Raw genomic sequence first — 21,593 nt, forward strand, 5'->3', positions numbered from 1 at the left:
ATCGCTATAACGAGCAGGATTTGTTTACTTTATTTAAAGTAGAATCACTGAATCTTTCTTTTCCATTTTTATTATATCTACATCTAATTCATCTTCAAACTCTTTAAACTCTCTTGCATCTATATCTGTGATGTAACTTTTTATCACTTTAACCATATGCATGGAATACGTCATATGGAGATTTTTTTCCAAGAGCATACTGGAATTACAGCACATGTAATGTATCATTTTAACGATATAATCCCTTTCTACAGATTTTACACCTAATGGTAGAATTTCAAGGATATATCGCTGCAATATTTCACTACAATTTAATGTGTATTCACCAGTGCTGTAATACATACCTTTTTGATCTGCATATAAACCTGTGCCATCCGTAACATTATCATGTTCTATCACATCGTAGCTTGGCACATCAAAAGCTGAATTTATTCTTATGACATTTATATTTGGAATCTTTTGCATAGCCGGAACAATCTCAGGTAAAATATCTATATCAATTTTTTCATTTTGTAACTCTTTTATCCAATATTTTCTCAAATCCGCATCTACAATGAAATAAACTTGTTCAGTTCGCTCTTTCGCATGTTGTAAAATTCCCATTAATGTTTCGGAAACAAATTGTTTAAAAAGAGCCCCCATATCATTTCTTTTTGATGGTTGTGGCAAAAATGCATTATGTTCATTTATATTTAATAATACGCAGTCAATCGTTTGCCACTCTGTATTCCCATATAATTTATATGAAATTTCTCTACCTTGTATTTTCGAAAAAATAGGTAGGAAATCAAATTTCGAGATTCTTTCAATTGATAAATTAACATATGTACAAGGTAAATGTATCTTATTCCAACTACGCTTCAAAAATCCTTTTTGTTCTAGTAAGCTTAGAATACTATTCACAATTGTTTCACGAGATACACTTTGGCCTATAAATAAATTAATAAAGGCTGAAATACGTTTTGTTCGTGCAAATCCTTCTCGAACGATTTGTTTTGGGTCAATTTTCTCTCGCCCATCACAATTTTCCATTGCGATTAACGCTAACGTTGCATCATTTCGCTCACCTGCAGTGGCATATACAGCTTTCATTACATCATCTACAAGATTTGTTTTATATTTCTGGCAATATTGCATTTTATATGGATTTTGCAACACTTTTTCTATATTAAATCTCACTACCTTTAGCAATACTGGAGAATCTGCATTTAATACATAAGATGCCTCACCAATCTTAGCTAAAACAATTTCACTTTCAATTAATGCTTGTTCTATTTCCATTAATATATTGTCGGACCAAACTTCTAACGTTAAAGTCTCTAACCCTTTTGGTGCAATTAAAGGAAATAATTCATTTTCATTATTTGTTACTACCTTTTTGCATTTTGGAAGTAATGTAAAATAAGAGAATTTCCGCTGAAATTCTTTAAATAAATACTCTCTATCCTTTACTTTTATACCAGATTTTATTTTAGTACCTTGAACTTTATATATTCTCTCATTATATGGAAGTAACACTATTTTATTTGTCCCCATAATATAGTCTTTTGGATATTGAAGAATATGATCTAATTCAACTTCTCCACCTATATGAAAATCATCTTTTAAATTTCTAAATAACTTAATCCATTTTATACCGTTTGTCGCTTGCTGTACTTTTAGCTTTACAAACCGCAATTTTTTATTATTCAATGTAAACTCTGAGGTAGAAATTAATATCATGCCCCGTTTTCGTCTCAAAAGTAAAGGGATATCTGGATGGTTATATTCTTGATATTAAGACTGTTTTTATGAGCATTTCGTATAAGTATGATGTAACTGATTAAAGCTATTTCAAAGACGACATATCGGCGATAATTCATATCTATTCTGTATAGGTGTTAGCAAGTTCGTTTGCAAACTTGTTAGCACTTTTTTATTTAAATAACTCATACATTCCTTTTCACTTTACTGATTATATTTCCAATTGTGTACTAATGTGTAGGTCCGTCTACCTACCATATTTCAGAAAAAATAGACGGTACGGATTGACGCCAACAAGGTAATGGCAATATAAATCTTCTTTCTTCTATTATTTCATTTCCAAGTATGTATATCATATTTTTCATTAATAGAATAAAAGAATTTAATGGTAATGACGATAAATTCATATATCCTATTTATATATTTTATGTTATAGTTTCATATGTTAATTAATTACAATGTTCTTCAAAAAGGAGTATACATAATGAAAGCAAAGAAACTAATATGTTTTTTAGCATTACCACTTATGTTAGTAGGATGTTCTAAGGACAATACAGAAGAGAAGAAGACTGATAGCTTAAAGGTTTCAGAGTCGGAAAAGAAGAAAGACGAGTCAATAGACAAAGAAGCAGATAAGCTATACAAAGAAAAAGAAGAATTGCTTGATGAAAAGGAAAAATTGCTTGCCGAAAAGGAAAAATTGCTTGCTGAAAAGAAAGCCAAGGAAGAAAAAGAGGTAACGGAAAAGAAAGAAGATACAGATAAAAATGAAGTCTCAAACGATAAAACAGTAAAAGAAGCTGTAATTGGAGAAGGTAGAACACTAGCTGAGGAAAGAGAGTATAGAGATAAGCAGTTAACTAAAGGTTCTAGTGCATCTTCTCCTTTAGAGAAGTATCAAGAAGATATTAAGGATACTTCTAATGACTTAAAGACGGCAGTTCAATCTATTAAATCCTTAGCTGAAAAAGATGGAACGTGGAAAACAACTCAAACAGGATTAAAGGGAGAATTAAGTAGAGTAAGTGGGAGAGCTAATAGACTAGCAAGTATAGAACCTCCTAAGGAGTATGATTACTTCAAAGTTCAATTAAGAGACGATGCAAGAGCAATTAAACAAATGGTAGACCAAGCATTTATAGCTTTAAATGAAAATGATACTGAAACAGCCAAGTTAAACATAGGTGCTATGATAGATTATGTAGATATAATGTCTTCAACATTAAACGAAATACAAAATGTACAAAATGGAGTTTAAAGGGATTTCGTTTAATAGGTTTTATTGTAAGACCTATACTCAAAGCATTATCTAAAAGCAAATTTTAATTACATAGAAATAGAAAAAGGCCGCCCATAGGACGGCTCTTATTTTTGTTTATCAAACTATTCTTTTGTTTTATTTCACTTTGATATATTCGTAAAACCATTTTCCACCTGGTCTAGTATCCATCCACCAAGTAATTTTATCTAATTCAGGATTTGGTAAGACCTCGGTTTGGATATAGCATAATCCTGTAAGTGGATCTACAACCACATTACCTTTTACTCCTCGTTCAGCCATAGCTTGAATCGCTTCGTTTAATAAATTGGTACCGAAACCGCCTGACTTAACGTATTGGTAACCACCATTACTCACGTTACTCCCTCCCCCAGATTGAATTGTTTTACCTACAATAACTTCAGCTACTGCTTTAGCTGCTTTATCAAAGTTATCACGATATTTTTTCATATCAACTTCATTATCAATAAAACAAATCTCAGGAAGTAATCCTGTTTTTGTTTTATTAATCCATCCAAGATCTGTTGAAAATTTAATTCCTCGATCTCTCAATCCGAATGCATCAGCCATCGCCTTTGAAATTTTTGCTGCTAATTCTCTATTTCCGTATGAAGGATGTAACCAAACTTCACAGCCTGTACCACCTGGAGAAGCATTTAGATGAAACTGTAAATCTGCATTACTATCTGCAACACGTAAATGATTATTAGCTGCATTGCTCCAAACTGTGGTTTGTGTTGTTCCAACCTCATCAGAACAATTCACATACTTCCACCCTGCTGCTTGTACATATTTAGCAACTGCGTCAAGAAACTTTCTATCCTCCACATGTTCTTTCCCATAAACACTATTTGCACCTTGTACAATATTATTGTGACCACCTGAACCTGCGAAACAACCCATCATTCAACATCTCCTTTTTTCTCGATTTGTTTTTGTTTACCACCTAAAACTTCAACTGCATTTGTTAATGCTGAAGGTAAAGGGATTCCCATCTTTCCAGCGTTTTCTAAAAGTGATAACAATTCATTACCCATAAAGAAGAAAATTGTCGCTTCACGAATAGCGCTATTACTTCCAAGTGCTATATCTAATTGGGTTGCCACTCCAACCAAAAGAAAAAGCACCACCTTTTTGGCGATGCCTTTGAAACCAACTTTACTTTTTAACTCTCCGTTATAACCTGCTGCAATCATGCCAGTTAAATAATCAATAACTGCCATTGTTACTAAGATTTTCAATGTTGCATCCCATCCTCCCAAGAAATACCCACAGAAGCCACCAAACGTAGCTATAAACGCTTTTACTAATACATCAATACGATCCATCTTTCCCTCTCCTTTTTATGCTGCAAAGTGACTTGGATCCATTCCAAATATCTCTGCAATATCTTCTTCACTTCTATCTTTTAAATAAGACTCAGTTGTGGAGATATCAGAATGATTAGCGAGTGATTTCAATTTTTCAAGCGGTACACCTTCCACTTTTAAATTATCTAACCTGCTATGGCGGAAACAGTGAGGATTGATTTTAAATTCCTTACCTTCCTTTTCGTTCAGCATCTTAGCAAATATCTCGCACCAATAATTAAATACGCTTTTATTTAAAAGTTTTCGCCCACCATTCTTATAAACTCTTACAAATAAATCTGGAATAGCGTCTTTACCTCGTTGATCTATATATAAACGAATACATTTCTGTACTCGTGGATTGTAATATAATCTAAACTTTTTACCGCGTTTCCCTCGCACCACATTTGTATAATATTGCTCTGTTAATCCTTCTTTTTGAACCTGGTAAACTTCATTCTTTCTCGCTGCACTGTAGTAAGAAAGTGCTAAATAAGTTGCTAACATATATTTCTCTTGTTCAAGTAATTCATCAATCAACCAATTAATTTGGTCCTCAGCAATAAATGTAATTTCTCTAATTGGATTCTTAGGTAAACCACGTACCCTTGAACCTACATTGAATTCATAATTATAGTCATCATCGTCTGCACAAAATTCAAGTGCCGAACGTAAAGCGCTCATCAATCCATTTACACGTGCATTAGACATTCCCATCTCCTGAAAAATAATAGATAAGTTTCGAATGTCTTTTCGTGTTAAATCAATAAGATTTTTATTTTCGAAGTGTTCATGTATCAGAAACAAAATAATTCGTAAATCCCAATTGTATTGTTGTAAAGTGCTTGCCGCTTTTCCTTGTGCTTTCTTTTCGATCAGAAAATCTTTGACTAGGTTTTTGTTTTCTTGGCTAACATACTTTTCATAAATTACTTGGTCTACTATTCGTTTCACACTGATCATCTCCTCAAAATAAAATGAGAAGCGAAATCGCTCCTCTTAATCTATGAATTGAATCTACTCAAAGCCGTATTTTATATAGTTCTATAGCCATAGGCGTATTATTGCCGTAACTGCCGCTATGACAGCTATGCCTGTCCCAATTATCCATTTATTTCATACGTCTTAAATGTCATAAAATCACTCCTTTATGAAAAATAAAAAAAGGACCAGCGTTTGCTGCTCCATCTGTTTTAACTAATTAATTTTTGAACCAATGTTTCTAGTGCTTCCACACGCTTACTCATACTTTCCATCTCAGCTTGATGACTTTCTTTCAATTCTTGGATTTCTGCATCATGCTTAACTTCAAACTCCTGTAAAGCCTTTATTGTAAGCGATGCATATGAATATAAGTGAATTCCTTTGCCACTTTCATCAACGAACTCTTCATCAGTTTCATCTACAATTGTTCCGTAATATGTTTTTATAGCTTGTGTTGTTAATGGTGGTTCACTAGGATCTTTCTCTTCTCTCATTTTGTAAAGCTCGTTTACCGCATTCTTGTAGTTAAATTGCCTGATTCTAAGATTCCTGATTTTTCCCAAAGCAGAAAATGAAACATCACGAATATTAGATTTATATTCTCTTAGAGAAGGACTCATAAAGTTCCCTTGAACGGCGCCCCATCCGTTTTGAGTTACAGATGATTTTAGTTGGAGAACACCAGTATATCCTTCTACCCTGCTATTACGTAATATAATATTAGGTAATCTTAAATCTGCATCTGAGATATTATCTTCGATTGCTAATGTAGATTGATATAGACCACTTTTTCCTCGTCTGAAATGCCAGTTTCCATTTCCGGCATAAAGAGCATGATAGTCGTTTGCGTGTAGAACACTAATTCCGTTTCTGTTAAGCTCCCAAAACACAGATTTTCTTATCTCAATACCAACTATGTCATCAGTAATACCAATGTTCGCACTAGCCTGAGGCCAACCAGCCCCCATTTGAGACATAAACAAAGCACCTGCTGGAGCGCTGGTTTTTCCATCAGTTCCAAGAATAAATGTTGGTTGTACTGCACCGTCATCTCTACGATAATAACCAAGGAACGATCTAGGAACTCCACTTTCGTATAGGCGTATAAATTGGTCATCAAGACTTACATAGTTATTGGTATTTGATGTTCGGATTTGGCAACCACTTAACAATCCAGATTTAATCCACTCAGCATTAACTTTACCAATTAAATCTATTCGCGCTGCATTTAATTTAATGTTCTCTTTACTCATATTGAATGCTGCGATTACATCGTTTTCTTTTACAGATATGCTAACGCCTTTTTCTGTCAATTGAAGACGTGATTCCATATCTCTTACATATGATGATGTAGCAAATGCACCGTTTGCTTGTTCTTTTGTATATACTTCTGTCTTTTTTGCTGCTAAATCGATACCTTGCTCATTGAGAGTAAAACGATTGTCAATGAGAGTCATCTTTTGATCAAACTGTTCAGTTGCTAGCTTGTTAGCTAATTCATTTAATAAATCTTCTTTATTCTGATTAACTGTCTGCTTTAAATCAGGTATATTAAATCCAGCAACATAATCCTCTACTTGTTTAAGCTCAACCTTTGCATTGATTGCTGTTGCCTGTTGTTCGATTTTAGAATTTGCATCAGTAAGTTTCTTACCTTGATCTGATAATACATTGTTTAAATCACTAACTGTGGAAGATAATCCGCTTGCCGTTTGTTCTATTGCTGTAACCTTTTTTTCAATGGTACCCTGATTGTTTTTTATATCAACAATGGTACGTGAAACCCCTTGAAGCGTTTCTTTTACTTCGTTATATTGACCAGTAACCTCATTTTTTACTGATTCAATATCAGGAACAACAGGATCCCAAATGCCATCTTTCCAGAGTTTTAAAATGCCAGGCTTACCATTAGAAATATCTAACCATAGAGTCTTGCTATCTTTAAGGCCTGTTGTCGGCGGATTCTTAGATTCTATAATTTCAACGGTATTTTTTTCAATATTCTCTTGCACCTTTTCAGCAAGTACTTTTGCTGCTTCTGATTCTTTTTGTGCATTACCAGCGGTTTCATTAGCTTCTTTCACTAATTTTTCTAGCTGATCTATCATTTCTTGTTTATTGCCAAGTGAACTAAGAATGCGATTGTAAATCTTTCTTAATTCTTCATTTGGATTAGTAATCTCACGGTAATCACCAAACACATATTTATCCTGTGTAGGATCGGTAAATGATTCATCACCAGCGATAACTCGAGCTTCTAAATAAAGTTTTGGTGTGAATCCTGTATCTTTAATTTTGATTGTATCGCCTTCATTAATCAACTCATGAGCTAGTCCGAACACACGACCAATTGATTGTGCTTCAACTTCATAAGAAACAGATGTGTTTACACGTTTTTTAAACTCAGTTTTCATCAATGTCATCAATCGTTGTGGCGTCATATTTTGTTCTTCTGTTTCTGGAGTATAGAAACCAAATTTGTGTTTTCCATGTTCATTCCAACGCTGGAAAGCATCGCTATCCGTGATATAAGGAAGACCGTTATTTATACTCTCAACAGTAATGACTTTTTCCTCTTCACCACGTACAAAACCAACAAGAGCTGTACAAATGTCTCGTGAATGTTCGATACGTTTAACGCCAACCAAGTCTTTCCCTATCTCTACTTCTTTTCCAGTTTCTTGACCGCGCTTTTTAATCATATCAACATACCAGCCAGTAATTTGAGAGCCTACTACTTCTACACGATATTGAATTTCTAAATCGAATAATGAAGCAATTTTCTTTAAAAACGTAAGCGGATCGATAAACTCATCAATGGTCATGGTATGGAATCCGGCGTATTCAGTATTACCTCGTTTCCACTTCATTCCTAAAAGTGCCATATCAATGAATTCATTAACCGTTTTGCTCTCTATCCGTTGTGGATTTACAATTCCGGATTTAGCAATTTGAACCCAAGCACCTGAAGAATATGCGGTAATAGATCTATTATCGGAATTCTTTTCGGCTTCAGTAATAACATATGGAACGATTCGACCACCACGGACTTCTTTTAAAACTAAGTTTTGTTGCTGTAATGTAATTGCGTCTTCTGTTCCATCAAAAGTTGTGAAATCTAGCATATCAATATTGTTTTTGATTTCCCAATGGCGCTTATCGTCCCAATAGTCCTGTGGTTGAATAGCCGAGACAATTTGATCAGTTTTGAAATCCACAACATGCAATATTCCGCTTGGTGTTCTCATCTATATCTCTCCCTATAACTAACTGTTGCGTTTACATCTGGTGGCATGATATCTATACGATTATCGCCACTTATTACTTTAGGAAAATCACTAAAAAAATCTTTTAAGTTAATCGCATTTATTCCGTTGATTGTGACGAGACTTCGTTCTGTATCAATAACAATTTTGTCTCCGGTATCGAAAATATAAGGCTTTGTATTTGATGGAACTTTGTTTACTTTCCAAATCTTTAAATCATCAATCTGCATGACATCAACAGGTTTATTTGTATCCCAACTCATGATTGAGATCATTACTTGTGCAATTTTTCGTTCTGTCATTGGATTTCCGGTTTCATCAATCCAACGTTCAACAAACGAAGCGTCATCTATTTCTGTACCATCTCTAAAACGGGCTACATAAACAGACCACTCTTTTCCACGCCTTGCAATACGTAACCTACCGTAAAATTGATTAAATGTATTAGGATGTGCCCCACTTGTATCTACTAATTTTCGTATACTGTTAGGCGTTCCTGCATTTCCAATACGCATGTATGATTTTGTGATTTCAGCATCCCAATATAAATCATTCATGTTAATTCGTGTGACAATATTACTTGATTCATCTAAAAGCAATACCTCCACACGACCCATTTCTCCAATACTTTTTGATTTCAAACGCACCCAAGTCTCCATTTCAAAATCTTGTAACGGTCCACCTGGAATATTTTTCTTAGCAATTGCACCGTGGAATCCTTTCTCTTGTCCGTAATCTTGACAATACAATGCGTAACCATCCCTTGATTTAAAACTGCCTGTTCCTTTCATTTCCTCAACTTGTCCAGTAACAGGAGTCCATCCTACAGATGTAGTCATTTCATCCCACATTACTCTTTCTCGTTCTTGTACTGTTGTTTCTTCCACAGTGAGAGGATAACCAATGCGGAAATAGTTTCGTTCTGTAGGGTATTTTCCAAACCATACATCTAAAAAAGTGCTTGGTTTTTTTGCAATCATTTCAATTAACGCTGGGGCTTCCACACTTCCATTATTAGTAAAATAAGAAGTTGTTTCTGTAGACCACTCTTGAGTAAACTTGTGAGTATTTGTTCCCCCTAATTTATATGGCATTGGACAAACAAAGGTAATAACGCCTTTACCTCTATTGACTATTTCATCCAAATCTATAGAACCATCAATAAAAGCGAGGTAAGTTCGATCTAACTCATCATCAAAAACAAGTTCAGCTGGTTGTTCTGTATATAACCAATCCGCTAAATCTTCCTTTATCTTTTGTAAATCAGCCATATCTTTTTTCGCTTTAATCACAAGAGGAACATCAATACGACGTTCCTCCGTTTCTGTATTAAGAAAAAGAGCCCCTGCGCGATTAGGGACTCTTACTAATTTTCTTTTAACTGGAGCCCAAGAAGGGCGTTTTCTTCCAACTAACATTTGTATATAATCTTTTCTAATCTTATTAAAAGTAAAACTGAGTTTCCCCAACGTGCTCACCACCTTTAAAATTGCTCTTTTCGTTGTCGATCACGATCTTGAAGTTCTGTAGTATACCTATAAGTTCCACCTGCTAACTCTTTCCCATCTAAAACGTTTGTCATATTCAATGTAAGATTTAGTTCTTTTTCTTCAGGTCGTCTATTTGGGAATACCTTTTTACTAGTAGCCGAGTTATTAGGAATATTAGGCTGCATATAATTCGTTAAACCACTTACCGCATCATTTGGGACACTATAATGAGAAGTTTGGAATCCAAAATCAAATACAGATGGCATATTACTCATCTGTTTCTTGACAGTTCCAACTACATTCTTTGCTGCATCCACAACAAAACGTTTCCCTTTATCCATCCCAACGCCCTCTGGAACCGCACTACCTATTGGGATCATGACCTTACTCGGACTATTTACCTGTAAAGCTCCAGAGATGGTGCTTTTAATTTCGTTAGCAATTCCGGCCGCTTTACTAAATAAACCACCAGAAGCATCATCAATTCCTTTTCCAAGCCCCTCTATAATTGATTTTCCAATTGACTGTAAATTTATAGTGCTGAAGAATTTTTCAACTGTATTCCACTTATCTTCAATGTCACGTTTTATTTCTGACATTTTATCTGTAACAGCTTTTCTCTTTTCCTCAAATTTTCTTGAAACTATATTTTTTATTTCTTCTACCTTATTGCTTGCTGATGTTTTCATATCCTCATATTTGTTGGTAACATCTGACCACATTTCTTTCATTTTTCGAACAACATCATCTTTCATAGCCTGATATTTCGACTTTACCTGGCCAGTTTCCCAATCTACCTGATTTACATGTTCACCAGCTTGCGATTTAGCCTCGCTCACAATTTCTTTATGCTTGTCTTTTGCTGTGGAAACCGTACTATCATATTGACGTTTTGCTTCCGCAATGATTGCGTTCGCTTCATCTGCTGTAATGGTTTTATTTTCATCACGCTGACGAATCGCTTCGGCTATTTTTCCATCACGTGTCTTTTTCGCATCATCAATAACTTTATCCCTAGCTTCCGCACTATGTTGAACAACTTCAGCTGCTTGTCTAGCTGATATCTCACTAGCTTGCACTCGCATATTTTCAAGAATAACCTTTTGTTCCATCTGATTTTTAGACATATGCTCAACAGCAACTCTGTCCATTTCATCCTGCAATGCTTGTAAAGAGATGCGTTCAGACGTTGTTAGTTCTCTGTTTTCTCTAGCGGCTGTTTGTAGAATTTCTTTAATTTTGTTTTCTTTCTCTTGTGTTTTTAGTTTTTCTTGTTCGTAATGTTGATTAAGTTGTTCAATCCGCTTATTTTCTTCTTCAGCTGTTAATACATATGAATCACCAAAGAACTTTTTAAGTCCTTCAATTTCCTTTTGTTGTCTAGCATTGGTTTTCTCTATAATCGTGTTAGCCAATTTGTCATACTGTCCAATGAGCTTTTGCGACTGTTCTTCTGTTATTACTTCATGGTAGAGTCTAATTTCAGTTAACTTTTGTCTAATACCATCGGATAGCTTGAAATACTCACTAAGAACTTTCTTTGTGGAGGAACTAACTTTTCCTTCTGTATTCGTAGCAAAGCGATCCACAGAAGCAATACTATCTTCAGTTGCTTTTTGATATGCTTTATATGCGACAACTCCAGTTCCAATTAGAGCGGCTGCTATCAATCCGACTGGACCAAGTAATAAACCTATTGCACTTCCTAAGAATCCAACCGCAGCACTAGCAAGACCCGCAGCACCACCAACAATTCCTAATGATGTTGCTAATGCTCCAATCCCTGACATAACCATCCCAACCGCTGCTAGAACTACTCCAATAACTGTTGCAACTGCTGTTAAAGCAAGAACGATACCACCTGTAATTGCGATTGCCTTTTGTACTGGTCCAGGTAATGCATTGAAGCCATCCACAAGCTTCTGTAATCCAGCAACAAAAGCACTAACCACAGGGGCAAGCGCATCACCAATTGTCTTTTTCATTGTGTCGAATGCTCCACTTAACTGTTCAATACGACCTTTCAAAGTGTTCATTTTCGTTTCAGCTGTCTCTAAAGCGGTAACTTTAGACATCTCGGTATACATTTTATTTACACCTTGTGAGCCTTCATTAAACAGAATCGTTGCACCACGAACTGCGTCTGATCCGAATAATGTTTCTAAAGCCATACTTCGTTGTTGGTCTGTTAAATCTTTCATAGATCCATGAAGAATCCCAGATATATTTTCTAAACTTTGGATATGACCTTCTTGATCATAAAATTTAGAAGATAGGAAAGCCGAACTTGTTGCTAATTCACGGAATGTAGTATCACACTTATCATTCCATTTCGTAACGCCTTCAGATTTCATTACATATTTTTCTAATGCAACTTCAATATCTCCCACACTTCTAGATGCTGGGGTTATGCCATTCTTAGCTAAGAAATCGAATCCAGCTTGTGCATTATAAGTAATAAGGCCTAAATCTTTCATTTTGTTATATGCTTCTTTAGTAGATGGGTTTAATCTCATAAGCATTGTTTTTAGTGAAGTACCTGCATCAGAACCTTTTAACCCGTTCTGTGCAAATACCGCTAAAGCTGTTGCTGTATCTTTAAATGTCATGCCGGCTCCCGCTGCAACTGCTGCGGTTGCTGATAAACCATATTTCAGTTCATGTACATCAGTAGCTGAAGCGTTAGCGGCTCCTGCAAGTAAGTTAGCGGCATCTGTAACACTTAAACCATCCTTTTTAAATGCATTCAAAGCGGTTGAAGCAATTTCAGCTGCTTCCCCTAACTCTAATTCTCCAGCTGCTGCTAAATTAAGAGCTCCTTCTAACCCACCATTGATAATATCCTTTAAACTAACACCAGCTTTAATTAATTCTTCAATCCCTTTTCCGGCTTCTACAGAAGAATATTTTGTGTCTTCCCCATATTTAACGGCTAATTCGGATAGTTTGCTCATTTCTTGTCCTGTAGCACCAGATACCGCTTTTATATTGGCCATCTGTTGTTCAAAATTCATCGATTCTTCCACAGCTGATTTCAGACCTCGACCGATAGCATAAGTCATACCACCAAATACCGTGCCGATTTGCATGCCAGCATTTTGTAGGTGGTTTCCCATTGCCTCCATACGATTACCGAAGTTCAATAGACGATTTCCTTGCTGATCCAATTCATGATTTGCCTGTTGTAATTGTGATTCGAATCGATTTAGTTCACCTGTAGCCCGATGAATTTGTTCAGCATATCTTTGCGCTGACTGGCTTGCTTCCCCTTCTTCCGTCTTAGCTCGGTTATAGGCTGATTGAAGTTCCTTAATTTTTTCTTTTTGTTTATCTACCGTACGAGATAAAACATCAACTTTAGCTCGTGTTTGTTCAGTTGCATTAGAAAAACCACCCATACCTGTTGTAATAGACTGAAATTCAGCCTGTAGGGCTTTTAAAGAATTATTTAACTTATCCATCCCTTTTTGTTCAGCTTGCTTATTTACTTGCTTTAATTCATTTTCAAATCTATTTAAATCAGCAACCGCTTTATTAACTTGTGAAGCATACCGCTGAGTTGCTGCATCATTTTCACCTAATTTAGCCTTATTTTGATTATATGCTTGCCGTAACGCTTTAACTTTCTCTTTTTGTGCGTCAATGAGCCTACTTAAAGCATCCATTTTCGCTTGCGTTTGTTGGCTAGCACTAGCGAAACCGCCCATCCCTGTACTTACAGACTTTAATTCACTCTGTAATGTCCTTACTGCACGTCCTGAATTTGCTATCCCTTGACGAAAATTCACATTATCAAGGGAAAGTCTAACTACTAAATTATTCATTGCATTTGCCAATGTCTCACCTCCTCGTTAGATAATGTTTTCAGCCGGAACTTCTCTTTCATTTGAATTCTGACCTTCACTATTTGAATTACCTTGTTCACGATGCTTTCGATTTAACCTTAAATAATGCCAAATATCCATTTCATTATCGATATGATGATGTTTGTATCCCTGACGTAATAAAGAGAGGTAGAGCTCGTCCATAAACTCAGTGAACGTCAACCCTCCTCCCTCTACGCGTTTGGGTTCTCTTCTTCTCCAACTCTAGGATTACCACCAGCTGCTTCCACAGTTTCATTTATAATTGCGTTAATTACATCTGAAGTTGTCGATAAGAATTTACGGGCATCCATACCATCCCAATACTGATCTAAAGTAAATTGTTCATCGAAAACATTCACCACAAATTTAACCATTTTATCCATATCCTCAGGACCAGGATTGTTTGGAATATCAGCAAGCTCAGGTGCTTGACGGATTAAACGAGCTGAAATGAACTCCGGTAAATTAAAAGTTTTCTTTTCCTTATTGATTCGTAATGTTAGTTTCATAGTTTATTCCTCCTTAGTTAATAAAAAAGAGAGAGCTTTTGCTCCCTCTTACTTGCCTGTTGGTGGTGTTACGGTTTTTTCATATACCTTACTAAACCAATTATCTCCTACAGCTTTTGTAAACGTAGGTTCATCGGCATCAGCTGTAAATTTTGGTCTATCATCAAAATCACGCTCAATGAATGATCCTTTAAGTTTTGTTGTTTGGAAGTTCGGTTTGTCTTTTTTCGTTTCAGCTTCTTCTTCCTCTTGTGAAAGTTTACCTTTGAGCAACCAAACATAACGATACTTACCGTTAGCTTTTAAAAAGCGGTATCCTATCGCTAAATATGGTTTTTCTCCCACACGTTTTTCGTCTAAAACACCATCTTGAATTTCTGGATACCCTTCAATATCTGCTTTATTTGACAACGAAAGACCTCGAACTTCAATTTCCACTTCAACTTCACCGTCTGATTCAGCAATTTCCGATTTTTTATTGTCACTCCACATTATTTCTGACGCTACCTTTTTTGACGTTTTAACCTTTACTGCACCTTCTAATTTCTTTACCGTTGAATACGCAACACCTGTTGCATCATCTTTTGTTAATTTTGCATAAACAAGACTATCTACACCGACAGTCGAACTAATTGTAATAATTTCTCCAGCCATCTATAACTCCACTCCTTTCGCGAATCGCATCGCGTAATGAAAAATTCGTGTATCATCTTCATATAAATCAGCAATCGCATAACGTGAGAAACCAATACTTTTCATGATTTCATTCACTTTTTTATGAATTGGTGTTGTACTAGCCTTTGACCAAATATCGATTTGGAATGTGATTTCACTCTCACTTTCTTCGTTATCTGCAAAGCTATCTGGCCTATTGTCTAATTCGAAAAATGTAATCCGCGGAAACTCTTCAGCAATTTTGGCTTTACGATAATAAACACGTTTTCCACCCAATAAAGAAACAAGCTCCTGATTATTTTCAAGAGCTTGTACAATTTCGGGGCGTAAATTCATCATAAATTCAACCTCATTTCGTTCTTCAAAATGTCTGTCATAGCACGAATTGCTGCTTCTTTTGAAGAATTAAATCCTGGTTCTATAAATGGTTGAGCTGGCATTTTAGATGTTCCCCATTCTACGAACTTCCCATAGAAATAAGGAGAACGATCCGCTTTATCTATCCCAATTTTGATAGTTTTTATCCCGCCCTCCATTTTCGCTTTTGTAACTCGTATATTATCAGCCAAATGTTGTCCTGTGCGCCACGGTTCGCTTTTCGTTGCTTTTTTAGGGCTATCACTTCTTGGAGCTATTTCTGAAATAGCTTTTCGAATAGGTTCACCACCAGCTGCAAGGGCTTTATCTTCAATCTTTTCTCCACGTAGACCCATTTGTTCTAATTCAGAAATTAAACGATCAAAACCTAATAAATCTACACCATCAGCCATTCATTCCACCACGCTTCCACATGATTGATAACGTGTGCTTTTCAGTTGGAATAACTGAAACGATGTCATAAATCGTGTTCTTATACTTAATTTTCATATCAGCATTCACATCAGCGCGATATCGGATTTCTGTTTCACCTTGGATTTCGCTATTAGCTGCGGCTGCTTCAAAGTATTTTCTTCCCTTTAAGAAGGTAAAAGAGCCCCATACAGTAAAAGAATCCTTATAACCTTCTATTGGATCACCGTCGGGGCTCTTTGCATCATCGTCTTTTACTTGGAATGTAAGACGTTTATCTAATTTACCTGGATTCATGTGGAATCACCTACACAATATTGCAACTGAACAAGTATGGATTGTAGGCTGAATGCTAGCTGTTCAGCTTTTCCAACTGCTTCACGGTTTTCATACCAATGGGCAATTAAAATACGAGCTGCTAATTTAGCAAGCTCGCTCTTTAAATCTACATTTTTACTTGTTGCATTCTTAATATATTGTTCAGCCGCTTTTATTAAGGATGTAATAAGCATGTCCTCCTCATTACAATCCACACGAACATACCCTTTTGCTTCTTCTAATGTCAATACCAAGAAGGGCACCTCCTACCTTATTAAGCTCCAGCTTTAGCCGCAACTGTAATTTGTCCATATACAACTGCTTCTGTATCCCATAATGTAACGTCTTCACGTTCAATTGCACGGAATTCTGTTGTATTTCCTCTCCAAGCACTTCCGCCTTCTTTCGTCATATCAAGGGACAATTGTTGTCTATCCCACAATACAATTGCTTCTTTTAAATTCCCAATGATAAACGGTGCTTTACCATCTTTATCTGTAGCAATTGTCTTATTGGATAAAGTAATAACCGGTTTTCCTGACAATAAACTACGCGTTGGATTTGTTGGATCTGGTTGAAGTAGTGGACGACCATTTTTATCTTCTAATTGATCTAAGTAATTGAATCCATCTTGGTTTGTAAAAATGTTTGCTGCTGCTGCAAAAGCTGGATCTAATGTAACATTTAATGCAGTTTTAATGCCTTTATAATCCTTTAAATCAACCTTTGTTAACTTGTTGATTTCTTGTAAAATCAAATAATTTCGAGTGGCAATTGATTTCTTCGCAATCCACTGACGTAAATAGGTTTCTAACGCTTGATCGGTATCATTTAATAAATCATTCGGTACAGGCAAGAAACCAGCGTAATCTTCAATAGCATACGGTAAACGATCAAATTGTGGTGAAGCAATTTCCTGCATTGCATTTGGGTTTCCATACTCAGACAATGGAGCAAAAGGTGTAGATGACGCACGTTTTTCTAATGTACGAGCTCCCTTATTTGTTGAAACAGGTTGTACATTTACATATTGTTCTAAGTTATCAACCGTTTGCTTTAATTGGTTAATTGTTGTAGTAATATCCTCTGGAACAATATAACCGCCATCTTTACTTGTATTCTCAGATAACGCCGCTTTATATTCCTGCATTACATTTGCTTCTTCATGACTTAAACTTTGACCACGTATAGCTTTCATAAACACTTCTTTATATGATGTATCTTCATTTTGAACTGATGCTGGAGGTAACGCTCCTGCTCCCGTTTGTGAATTTACAGGTTCAGGAACTTGAATTTGCTTCATTGCAAGATAGTTATCCAATTCATTTTTCGCATTTTTCGCTTCTTCAATTTTCGCTTTTGCATCTTCATACTTACCACTATTATTTAATTCTGTTGCTTTCGCTTTTAAATCAGCAACTTTTTGTCTTAATTCTTGTTCATGTTTATCCATTCGGTATTTCCTCCTTGTTTTGGCACAAAAAATAGACCTATAGTTCTAACAGGTCTAGTGCGTTTTGTATTTTTAATTGTTCATTAAGGTCCTTCTTTGGAAGGGAAGGCGATTTTGCTACTATTTTACTTGGTGTTTTTTGATATTTATCAAAGTAATCACTCATACACGCTGCGACTTCTTTTGCTTCCACAACTTCAATATTGAAGTATTTTTCAGCTTGCTCGCCACTTAGCCAAGTCTCAGCATCTACTAATTGTTGAATTTCTTCAATTTCAATACCTTCTTTCAAGTTTTCCTTATATACATTCATAATTCCAGACTCGATGTTATCAAGGTCCTTTGCTGCTTTTCGGAAATCAATTGCATTTCCAGCTGCATATGTCCAAGGCTTATGAATCATTAAGAAAGCATTAGAAGGGACAACAACATGATCACCAGCTAGGGCGATTACGGAAGCGATAGAAGCTGCAACACCATCCACATAAACAGTTTTTTGAGCCTTATTGCGCTTTAACATGTTATAAATAGCTAAACCAGCAAATACAGAGCCACCGCCACTATTTACATAGATATTAAGGTTACTTTTATCATCCAATTGCCCCAAAATATTTTTTACATCATCGGGCATAATGTCAGAATCATCCCATTTCCAACCTGTATTATTTATGATGTCACCATAGATAAATAGGTCCGCTGACGATTCCGTTTGATTTTTAATAGTAAACACGTCTTTAATTGTCCTCACCTCCTTTCAACGACAAACCTCCACTAGCCTTCGTTAATTGGTATTCATCTGCAATTTCAATAGATACATGGTTTAGATCGACACGATGTTTATCACCGTATTCTCCAATCCCATCCATATCCTCAAGTTCCAGCACTTTATTGATCGAGAAAGCACCAGTGTCTAACATAATCTTATAGAATTCCGCTCTAGATTTAGAATCAGCGCGAAGTAAACTTGTTAGATTAAATTTCAAATAGTAACGCTTTTGTTCATTAAATGAAAATGTTTTATAAGAAAACTCTTCTTCATATTGGATAAGAATCGGGCTCAATGTATTTTGAATGAAATCCAGTGCTTGTTGCTCAATGTTAGAGAATGTAGCACGATCTAACTCATTAATCATGTGCAATGGAATATTAAAGATGTTTGCAATCTCAGCTTTATCGAACTTCATGCCTTCAATAAATTGAGCATCTTTCAATGGCATTCCAACCTTCTCAAATTCTAAACCAGCATCTAAAATTGCTATCCTTTGAGCATTGTTTAAACCTGTGTTTGCTTCTTCCCAAGCATCACGAAGTACATTTTTCGCTTCTTTATTTAATGGTTGTTGAGTTTTTAATATCCCACTATGAGCTGCACCATTTGTAAAGAATTTCCCTTTAAACTTTTGTGCCGCCTGTGAGCTACCTATAGATTCTCTTGCGATTTGGATAGGTGGTTTTCCTTTCAATCCATCTGTAGACAATGTAGTAAGATGAATAATGTCATCATCAGGTATTTTTATAGGTGTACCATCTGGCAAACTAGTAAAATACCATAATTTATTCGTCTTTAAATCCACAGCTGGAGTTGTGACAGCTGGATTCAATGCCCATAATTCTTTTGGTCTGCCATCCCCCCCCCAATGAATATTGATATAAGCATTTCCCCATGTATTACGATGTGTTTCGATTAAATGTTTGAATTTAAATGGGCTTTGGTAAGGATTTGGTCGTCTTTCCAAAACAAACGATACTTGGTGCATCTTATCTCTTTCTCTTCCTTTTGATGTCTTTCTAAACACTTGAAAAGGGAGCATTGCAACACTGTTTGCAAGGATATTAATGCATCGATATACTGTCGGAACCCCTAAAGATGATTCAACCGTAACCTTTTCACCACTTGCGGCTTGATAACCAAATAGACTTTTAAACCAAGGAGACGGATTTTTTAAATCGGTCGTATCTTGATTCCTAAATAACTGCCGAAAAATCAAAATTTTCACCTCCTTTCTATCTTCTTATCATTACCACCCCCAACATTGTGAGAATAAGTCCTAATAGATACCATCCGCAAATTGGATTAATAAAAAAAGTCGTCCCGACAATAATGGACAACCCCGAAATAAGTAAAATATCTTCTAAAATACTGATAAAGAACAATAAAAACCGCATGTAATTCCTCCTAGAATGAGAAATCTTGACTTAAGATATATGAATTTAAGTCCATCTCACCAGAATTGAGCATACAACGAACATGTGAGTTTATTACAGCCGCAATTGGATCAATTCTTTCTGTTGCTTTTGACTTGTCCAACATAATGTTTTCGTTAGCATCCTGCCTCGTTATAGCATTACTAGTTGCCCAATTTAATACAGGGTTGTTATAGTGGATGATTTTCTTTAGATACACTTGTTCTCTAAAATCTTTTGTAGGGCCTGATAAAGTCGCCATTCCTTGGCGTATCTCTATCATCGTATAGCCTTCAGCTTCCATGTCTTGCATAAACTGTGTTGCATTCCACGGATCAGCACATATTTCTTTAATTTTGAACTTATTCTCTTTCTCCATGTTTCTAATATGTGTTTTGATAAATTCATAATCAACTACCGCACCAGGAGTTGTCGTGATCCATTTTTGTTGTACCCACAGATCATAAGGAGCTTTATCCGTTTGTCTCTTCTCAGCTAACGTATCTTCCGGCATAAAGCTATGACTTAAAACAATATACTTATCATCCTTCTTGAACTCAAATGAAATGCTTGTTAAGTCAATTTTGGCAGATAAGTCGACTCCTACTGTACATTCCAAACCTTTTAATTCAGATAATTCAACAGTTCCATCGCAATCTTTCCACTTTTTCATGTCCATGTAGCCGTTTTCCTTCATATCAACCCATCGATTCATATTTTTAGTAAGGAAATTCCGCATTTTCTCTGGCACATCTAATGCTGATTGTAACTCCCCTTTTAAAAAAGAGCACCCTTCTTCATAGCTACATAAAATGGGATTTGCCTTCTCCCATACATTTGGATTTGTGATTTCATCATCCTTATCTAATTCATTGACCATTACAAAATATTCTTCATTTTCAATATCAACATTTGGATCTAGAATCTTAGAAACATATTGATATTCCACACGATAGCACGGATTATTCAAGTTGAATCCTGCCGTTGTAATAATCATCATTAATGGATTTGGTCGCGCACCCGAACCTGATACAAGAACATCATAAATCTCAGAAGTAGCATGAGCATGATATTCATCAATAATCCCACATTGAACATTTAAACCGTCACCAGACTTTCCAGCATCTTTTGATAATGCTGAGATAAAAGAATTTGTCTTTAAATGTTCAATTTTCCCATAAGCGATATTGAATTTTCCTTTTAAATCATCGCATCCATTCATCTGTGCTTTAATCTCATTCCAAACAATTTTACTTTGCTCTGTTTTTGTGGCACCAACATATACTTCAGACATATTCTCACCAAAGGCCATTGCTTCATATGAGCCAACGCACGCTAAAGATTGTGACTTTGCATTTTTACGTCCTACTTGCCAATACGCTTTTTTAAATCGGCGTAATCCTGTATTTATATGCACCCACCCATAAATATTGCTAAATACAAAGATTTGTATAGAATGCGGTTCAATTCTTTGTCCAGCCAGTTTCCCCTTTGTATGTTTAAATAAAGACATCCATTTTAAAAAACGAAGTGCCTTTTCTTCATTGAAAACATAAGGGAAATCTTCAGAACCTTCACGCTCAAAATCTCTTAAAAATCGTTTGCAAGCTTGTTTATGCTTCTGACAAGCAACGACCTCACCACTTAGTACATCATCACAATAGTCCAACATCCATTGTCTTATCATG

18 protein-coding genes and 1 pseudogene are annotated in these 21,593 nt (G+C 35.7%); 1 reads left to right on the forward strand and 18 read right to left on the reverse strand.

Annotated features, from left to right (window positions below; genetic code table 11):
- Nucleotides 1-33 precede the first annotated feature (33 nt).
- A pseudogene (locus BAU27_RS27630) lies at nucleotides 34-1,776 on the reverse strand (RNaseH domain-containing protein); the annotation flags it as partial.
- 451 nt (nucleotides 1,777-2,227) lie between these two features.
- Here BAU27_RS27630 and BAU27_RS27635 point away from each other — a divergent pair.
- Nucleotides 2,228-3,001 carry a DUF6376 family protein gene (locus BAU27_RS27635; RefSeq protein WP_071772649.1) on the forward strand — a complete coding sequence of 258 codons (774 nt, stop codon included), beginning with the start codon at nucleotides 2,228-2,230 and terminating at the stop codon, nucleotides 2,999-3,001.
- Between the two features lie 138 nt (nucleotides 3,002-3,139).
- On the opposite strand, the gene BAU27_RS27640 is transcribed toward BAU27_RS27635, so the two are convergent.
- The 17 genes from BAU27_RS27640 to BAU27_RS27715 form a co-directional block, all read right to left on the reverse strand.
- Nucleotides 3,140-3,925 carry an N-acetylmuramoyl-L-alanine amidase gene (locus BAU27_RS27640; RefSeq protein ID WP_071772685.1) on the reverse strand — a complete coding sequence of 262 codons (786 nt, stop codon included), beginning with the start codon at nucleotides 3,923-3,925 and terminating at the stop codon, nucleotides 3,140-3,142.
- Complete coding sequence (locus BAU27_RS27645) at nucleotides 3,925-4,350, reverse strand: phage holin family protein (RefSeq protein ID WP_071772650.1); 426 nt, start codon at nucleotides 4,348-4,350, stop codon at nucleotides 3,925-3,927. The genes BAU27_RS27640 and BAU27_RS27645 overlap by 1 nt, the downstream gene beginning before the upstream one ends.
- 15 nt (nucleotides 4,351-4,365) lie before the next feature.
- Nucleotides 4,366-5,325 carry a tyrosine-type recombinase/integrase gene (locus BAU27_RS27650; RefSeq protein ID WP_071772651.1) on the reverse strand — a complete coding sequence of 320 codons (960 nt, stop codon included), beginning with the start codon at nucleotides 5,323-5,325 and terminating at the stop codon, nucleotides 4,366-4,368.
- A gap of 239 nt (nucleotides 5,326-5,564) precedes the next feature.
- Nucleotides 5,565-8,603, reverse strand: a complete 3,039-nt coding sequence (locus tag BAU27_RS27655; protein WP_071772652.1) for a phage tail spike protein — start codon at nucleotides 8,601-8,603, stop codon at nucleotides 5,565-5,567.
- On the reverse strand, nucleotides 8,600-10,090 hold the full coding sequence (locus tag BAU27_RS27660; RefSeq protein WP_071772653.1) for a distal tail protein Dit: 1,491 nt from the start codon (nucleotides 10,088-10,090) through the stop codon (nucleotides 8,600-8,602). The genes BAU27_RS27655 and BAU27_RS27660 overlap by 4 nt, the downstream gene beginning before the upstream one ends.
- A 14-nt stretch (nucleotides 10,091-10,104) precedes the next feature.
- On the reverse strand, nucleotides 10,105-13,947 hold the full coding sequence (locus tag BAU27_RS27665) for a phage tail tape measure protein (RefSeq protein ID WP_071772654.1): 3,843 nt from the start codon (nucleotides 13,945-13,947) through the stop codon (nucleotides 10,105-10,107).
- A 15-nt stretch (nucleotides 13,948-13,962) separates the two neighbouring features.
- The gene (locus BAU27_RS32085) at nucleotides 13,963-14,157 is read right to left on the reverse strand and encodes a hypothetical protein (protein WP_139254695.1); all 195 of its coding nucleotides are present in this window, start codon (nucleotides 14,155-14,157) and stop codon (nucleotides 13,963-13,965) included.
- Between the two features lie 11 nt (nucleotides 14,158-14,168).
- On the reverse strand, nucleotides 14,169-14,486 hold the full coding sequence (gpG, locus tag BAU27_RS27670) for a phage tail assembly chaperone G (protein ID WP_071772655.1): 318 nt from the start codon (nucleotides 14,484-14,486) through the stop codon (nucleotides 14,169-14,171).
- A gap of 48 nt (nucleotides 14,487-14,534) precedes the next feature.
- Nucleotides 14,535-15,140, reverse strand: a complete 606-nt coding sequence (locus tag BAU27_RS27675; protein ID WP_071772656.1) for a major tail protein — start codon at nucleotides 15,138-15,140, stop codon at nucleotides 14,535-14,537.
- Nucleotides 15,141-15,500 (reverse strand): tail completion protein gp17, encoded by a 360-nt coding sequence (gene gp17, locus BAU27_RS27680; protein WP_071772657.1) that lies wholly within the window; start codon nucleotides 15,498-15,500, stop codon nucleotides 15,141-15,143.
- Entirely contained in the window at nucleotides 15,497-15,931 is a 435-nt protein-coding gene (locus BAU27_RS27685) for an HK97-gp10 family putative phage morphogenesis protein (RefSeq protein WP_071772658.1), read from the reverse strand. Before BAU27_RS27685 ends, gp17 begins: the two co-directional genes overlap by 4 nt.
- Entirely contained in the window at nucleotides 15,924-16,247 is a 324-nt protein-coding gene (locus tag BAU27_RS27690) for a phage head closure protein (RefSeq protein WP_071772659.1), read from the reverse strand. The genes BAU27_RS27685 and BAU27_RS27690 overlap by 8 nt, the downstream gene beginning before the upstream one ends.
- On the reverse strand, nucleotides 16,244-16,522 hold the full coding sequence (locus BAU27_RS27695; RefSeq protein ID WP_071772660.1) for a head-tail connector protein: 279 nt from the start codon (nucleotides 16,520-16,522) through the stop codon (nucleotides 16,244-16,246). The genes BAU27_RS27690 and BAU27_RS27695 overlap by 4 nt, the downstream gene beginning before the upstream one ends.
- Nucleotides 16,523-16,542: 20 nt before the next feature.
- On the reverse strand, nucleotides 16,543-17,721 hold the full coding sequence (locus BAU27_RS27700; protein ID WP_071772661.1) for a phage major capsid protein: 1,179 nt from the start codon (nucleotides 17,719-17,721) through the stop codon (nucleotides 16,543-16,545).
- 37 nt (nucleotides 17,722-17,758) lie between these two features.
- Complete coding sequence (locus BAU27_RS27705; protein WP_071772662.1) at nucleotides 17,759-18,469, reverse strand: head maturation protease, ClpP-related; 711 nt, start codon at nucleotides 18,467-18,469, stop codon at nucleotides 17,759-17,761.
- Nucleotides 18,456-19,709 (reverse strand): phage portal protein, encoded by a 1,254-nt coding sequence (locus tag BAU27_RS27710; protein ID WP_071772663.1) that lies wholly within the window; start codon nucleotides 19,707-19,709, stop codon nucleotides 18,456-18,458. Before BAU27_RS27710 ends, BAU27_RS27705 begins: the two co-directional genes overlap by 14 nt.
- 188 nt (nucleotides 19,710-19,897) lie before the next feature.
- Nucleotides 19,898-21,592, reverse strand: a complete 1,695-nt coding sequence (locus tag BAU27_RS27715) for a terminase large subunit (protein WP_071772664.1) — start codon at nucleotides 21,590-21,592, stop codon at nucleotides 19,898-19,900.
- Between the last annotated feature and the right edge of the window lies 1 nt (nucleotide 21,593).

The sequence above is a fragment of the Bacillus sp. NH11B genome (assembly GCF_001884205.1).
GTDB classification, from domain to species: domain Bacteria; phylum Bacillota; class Bacilli; order Bacillales; family Bacillaceae_G; genus Bacillus_A; species Bacillus_A proteolyticus.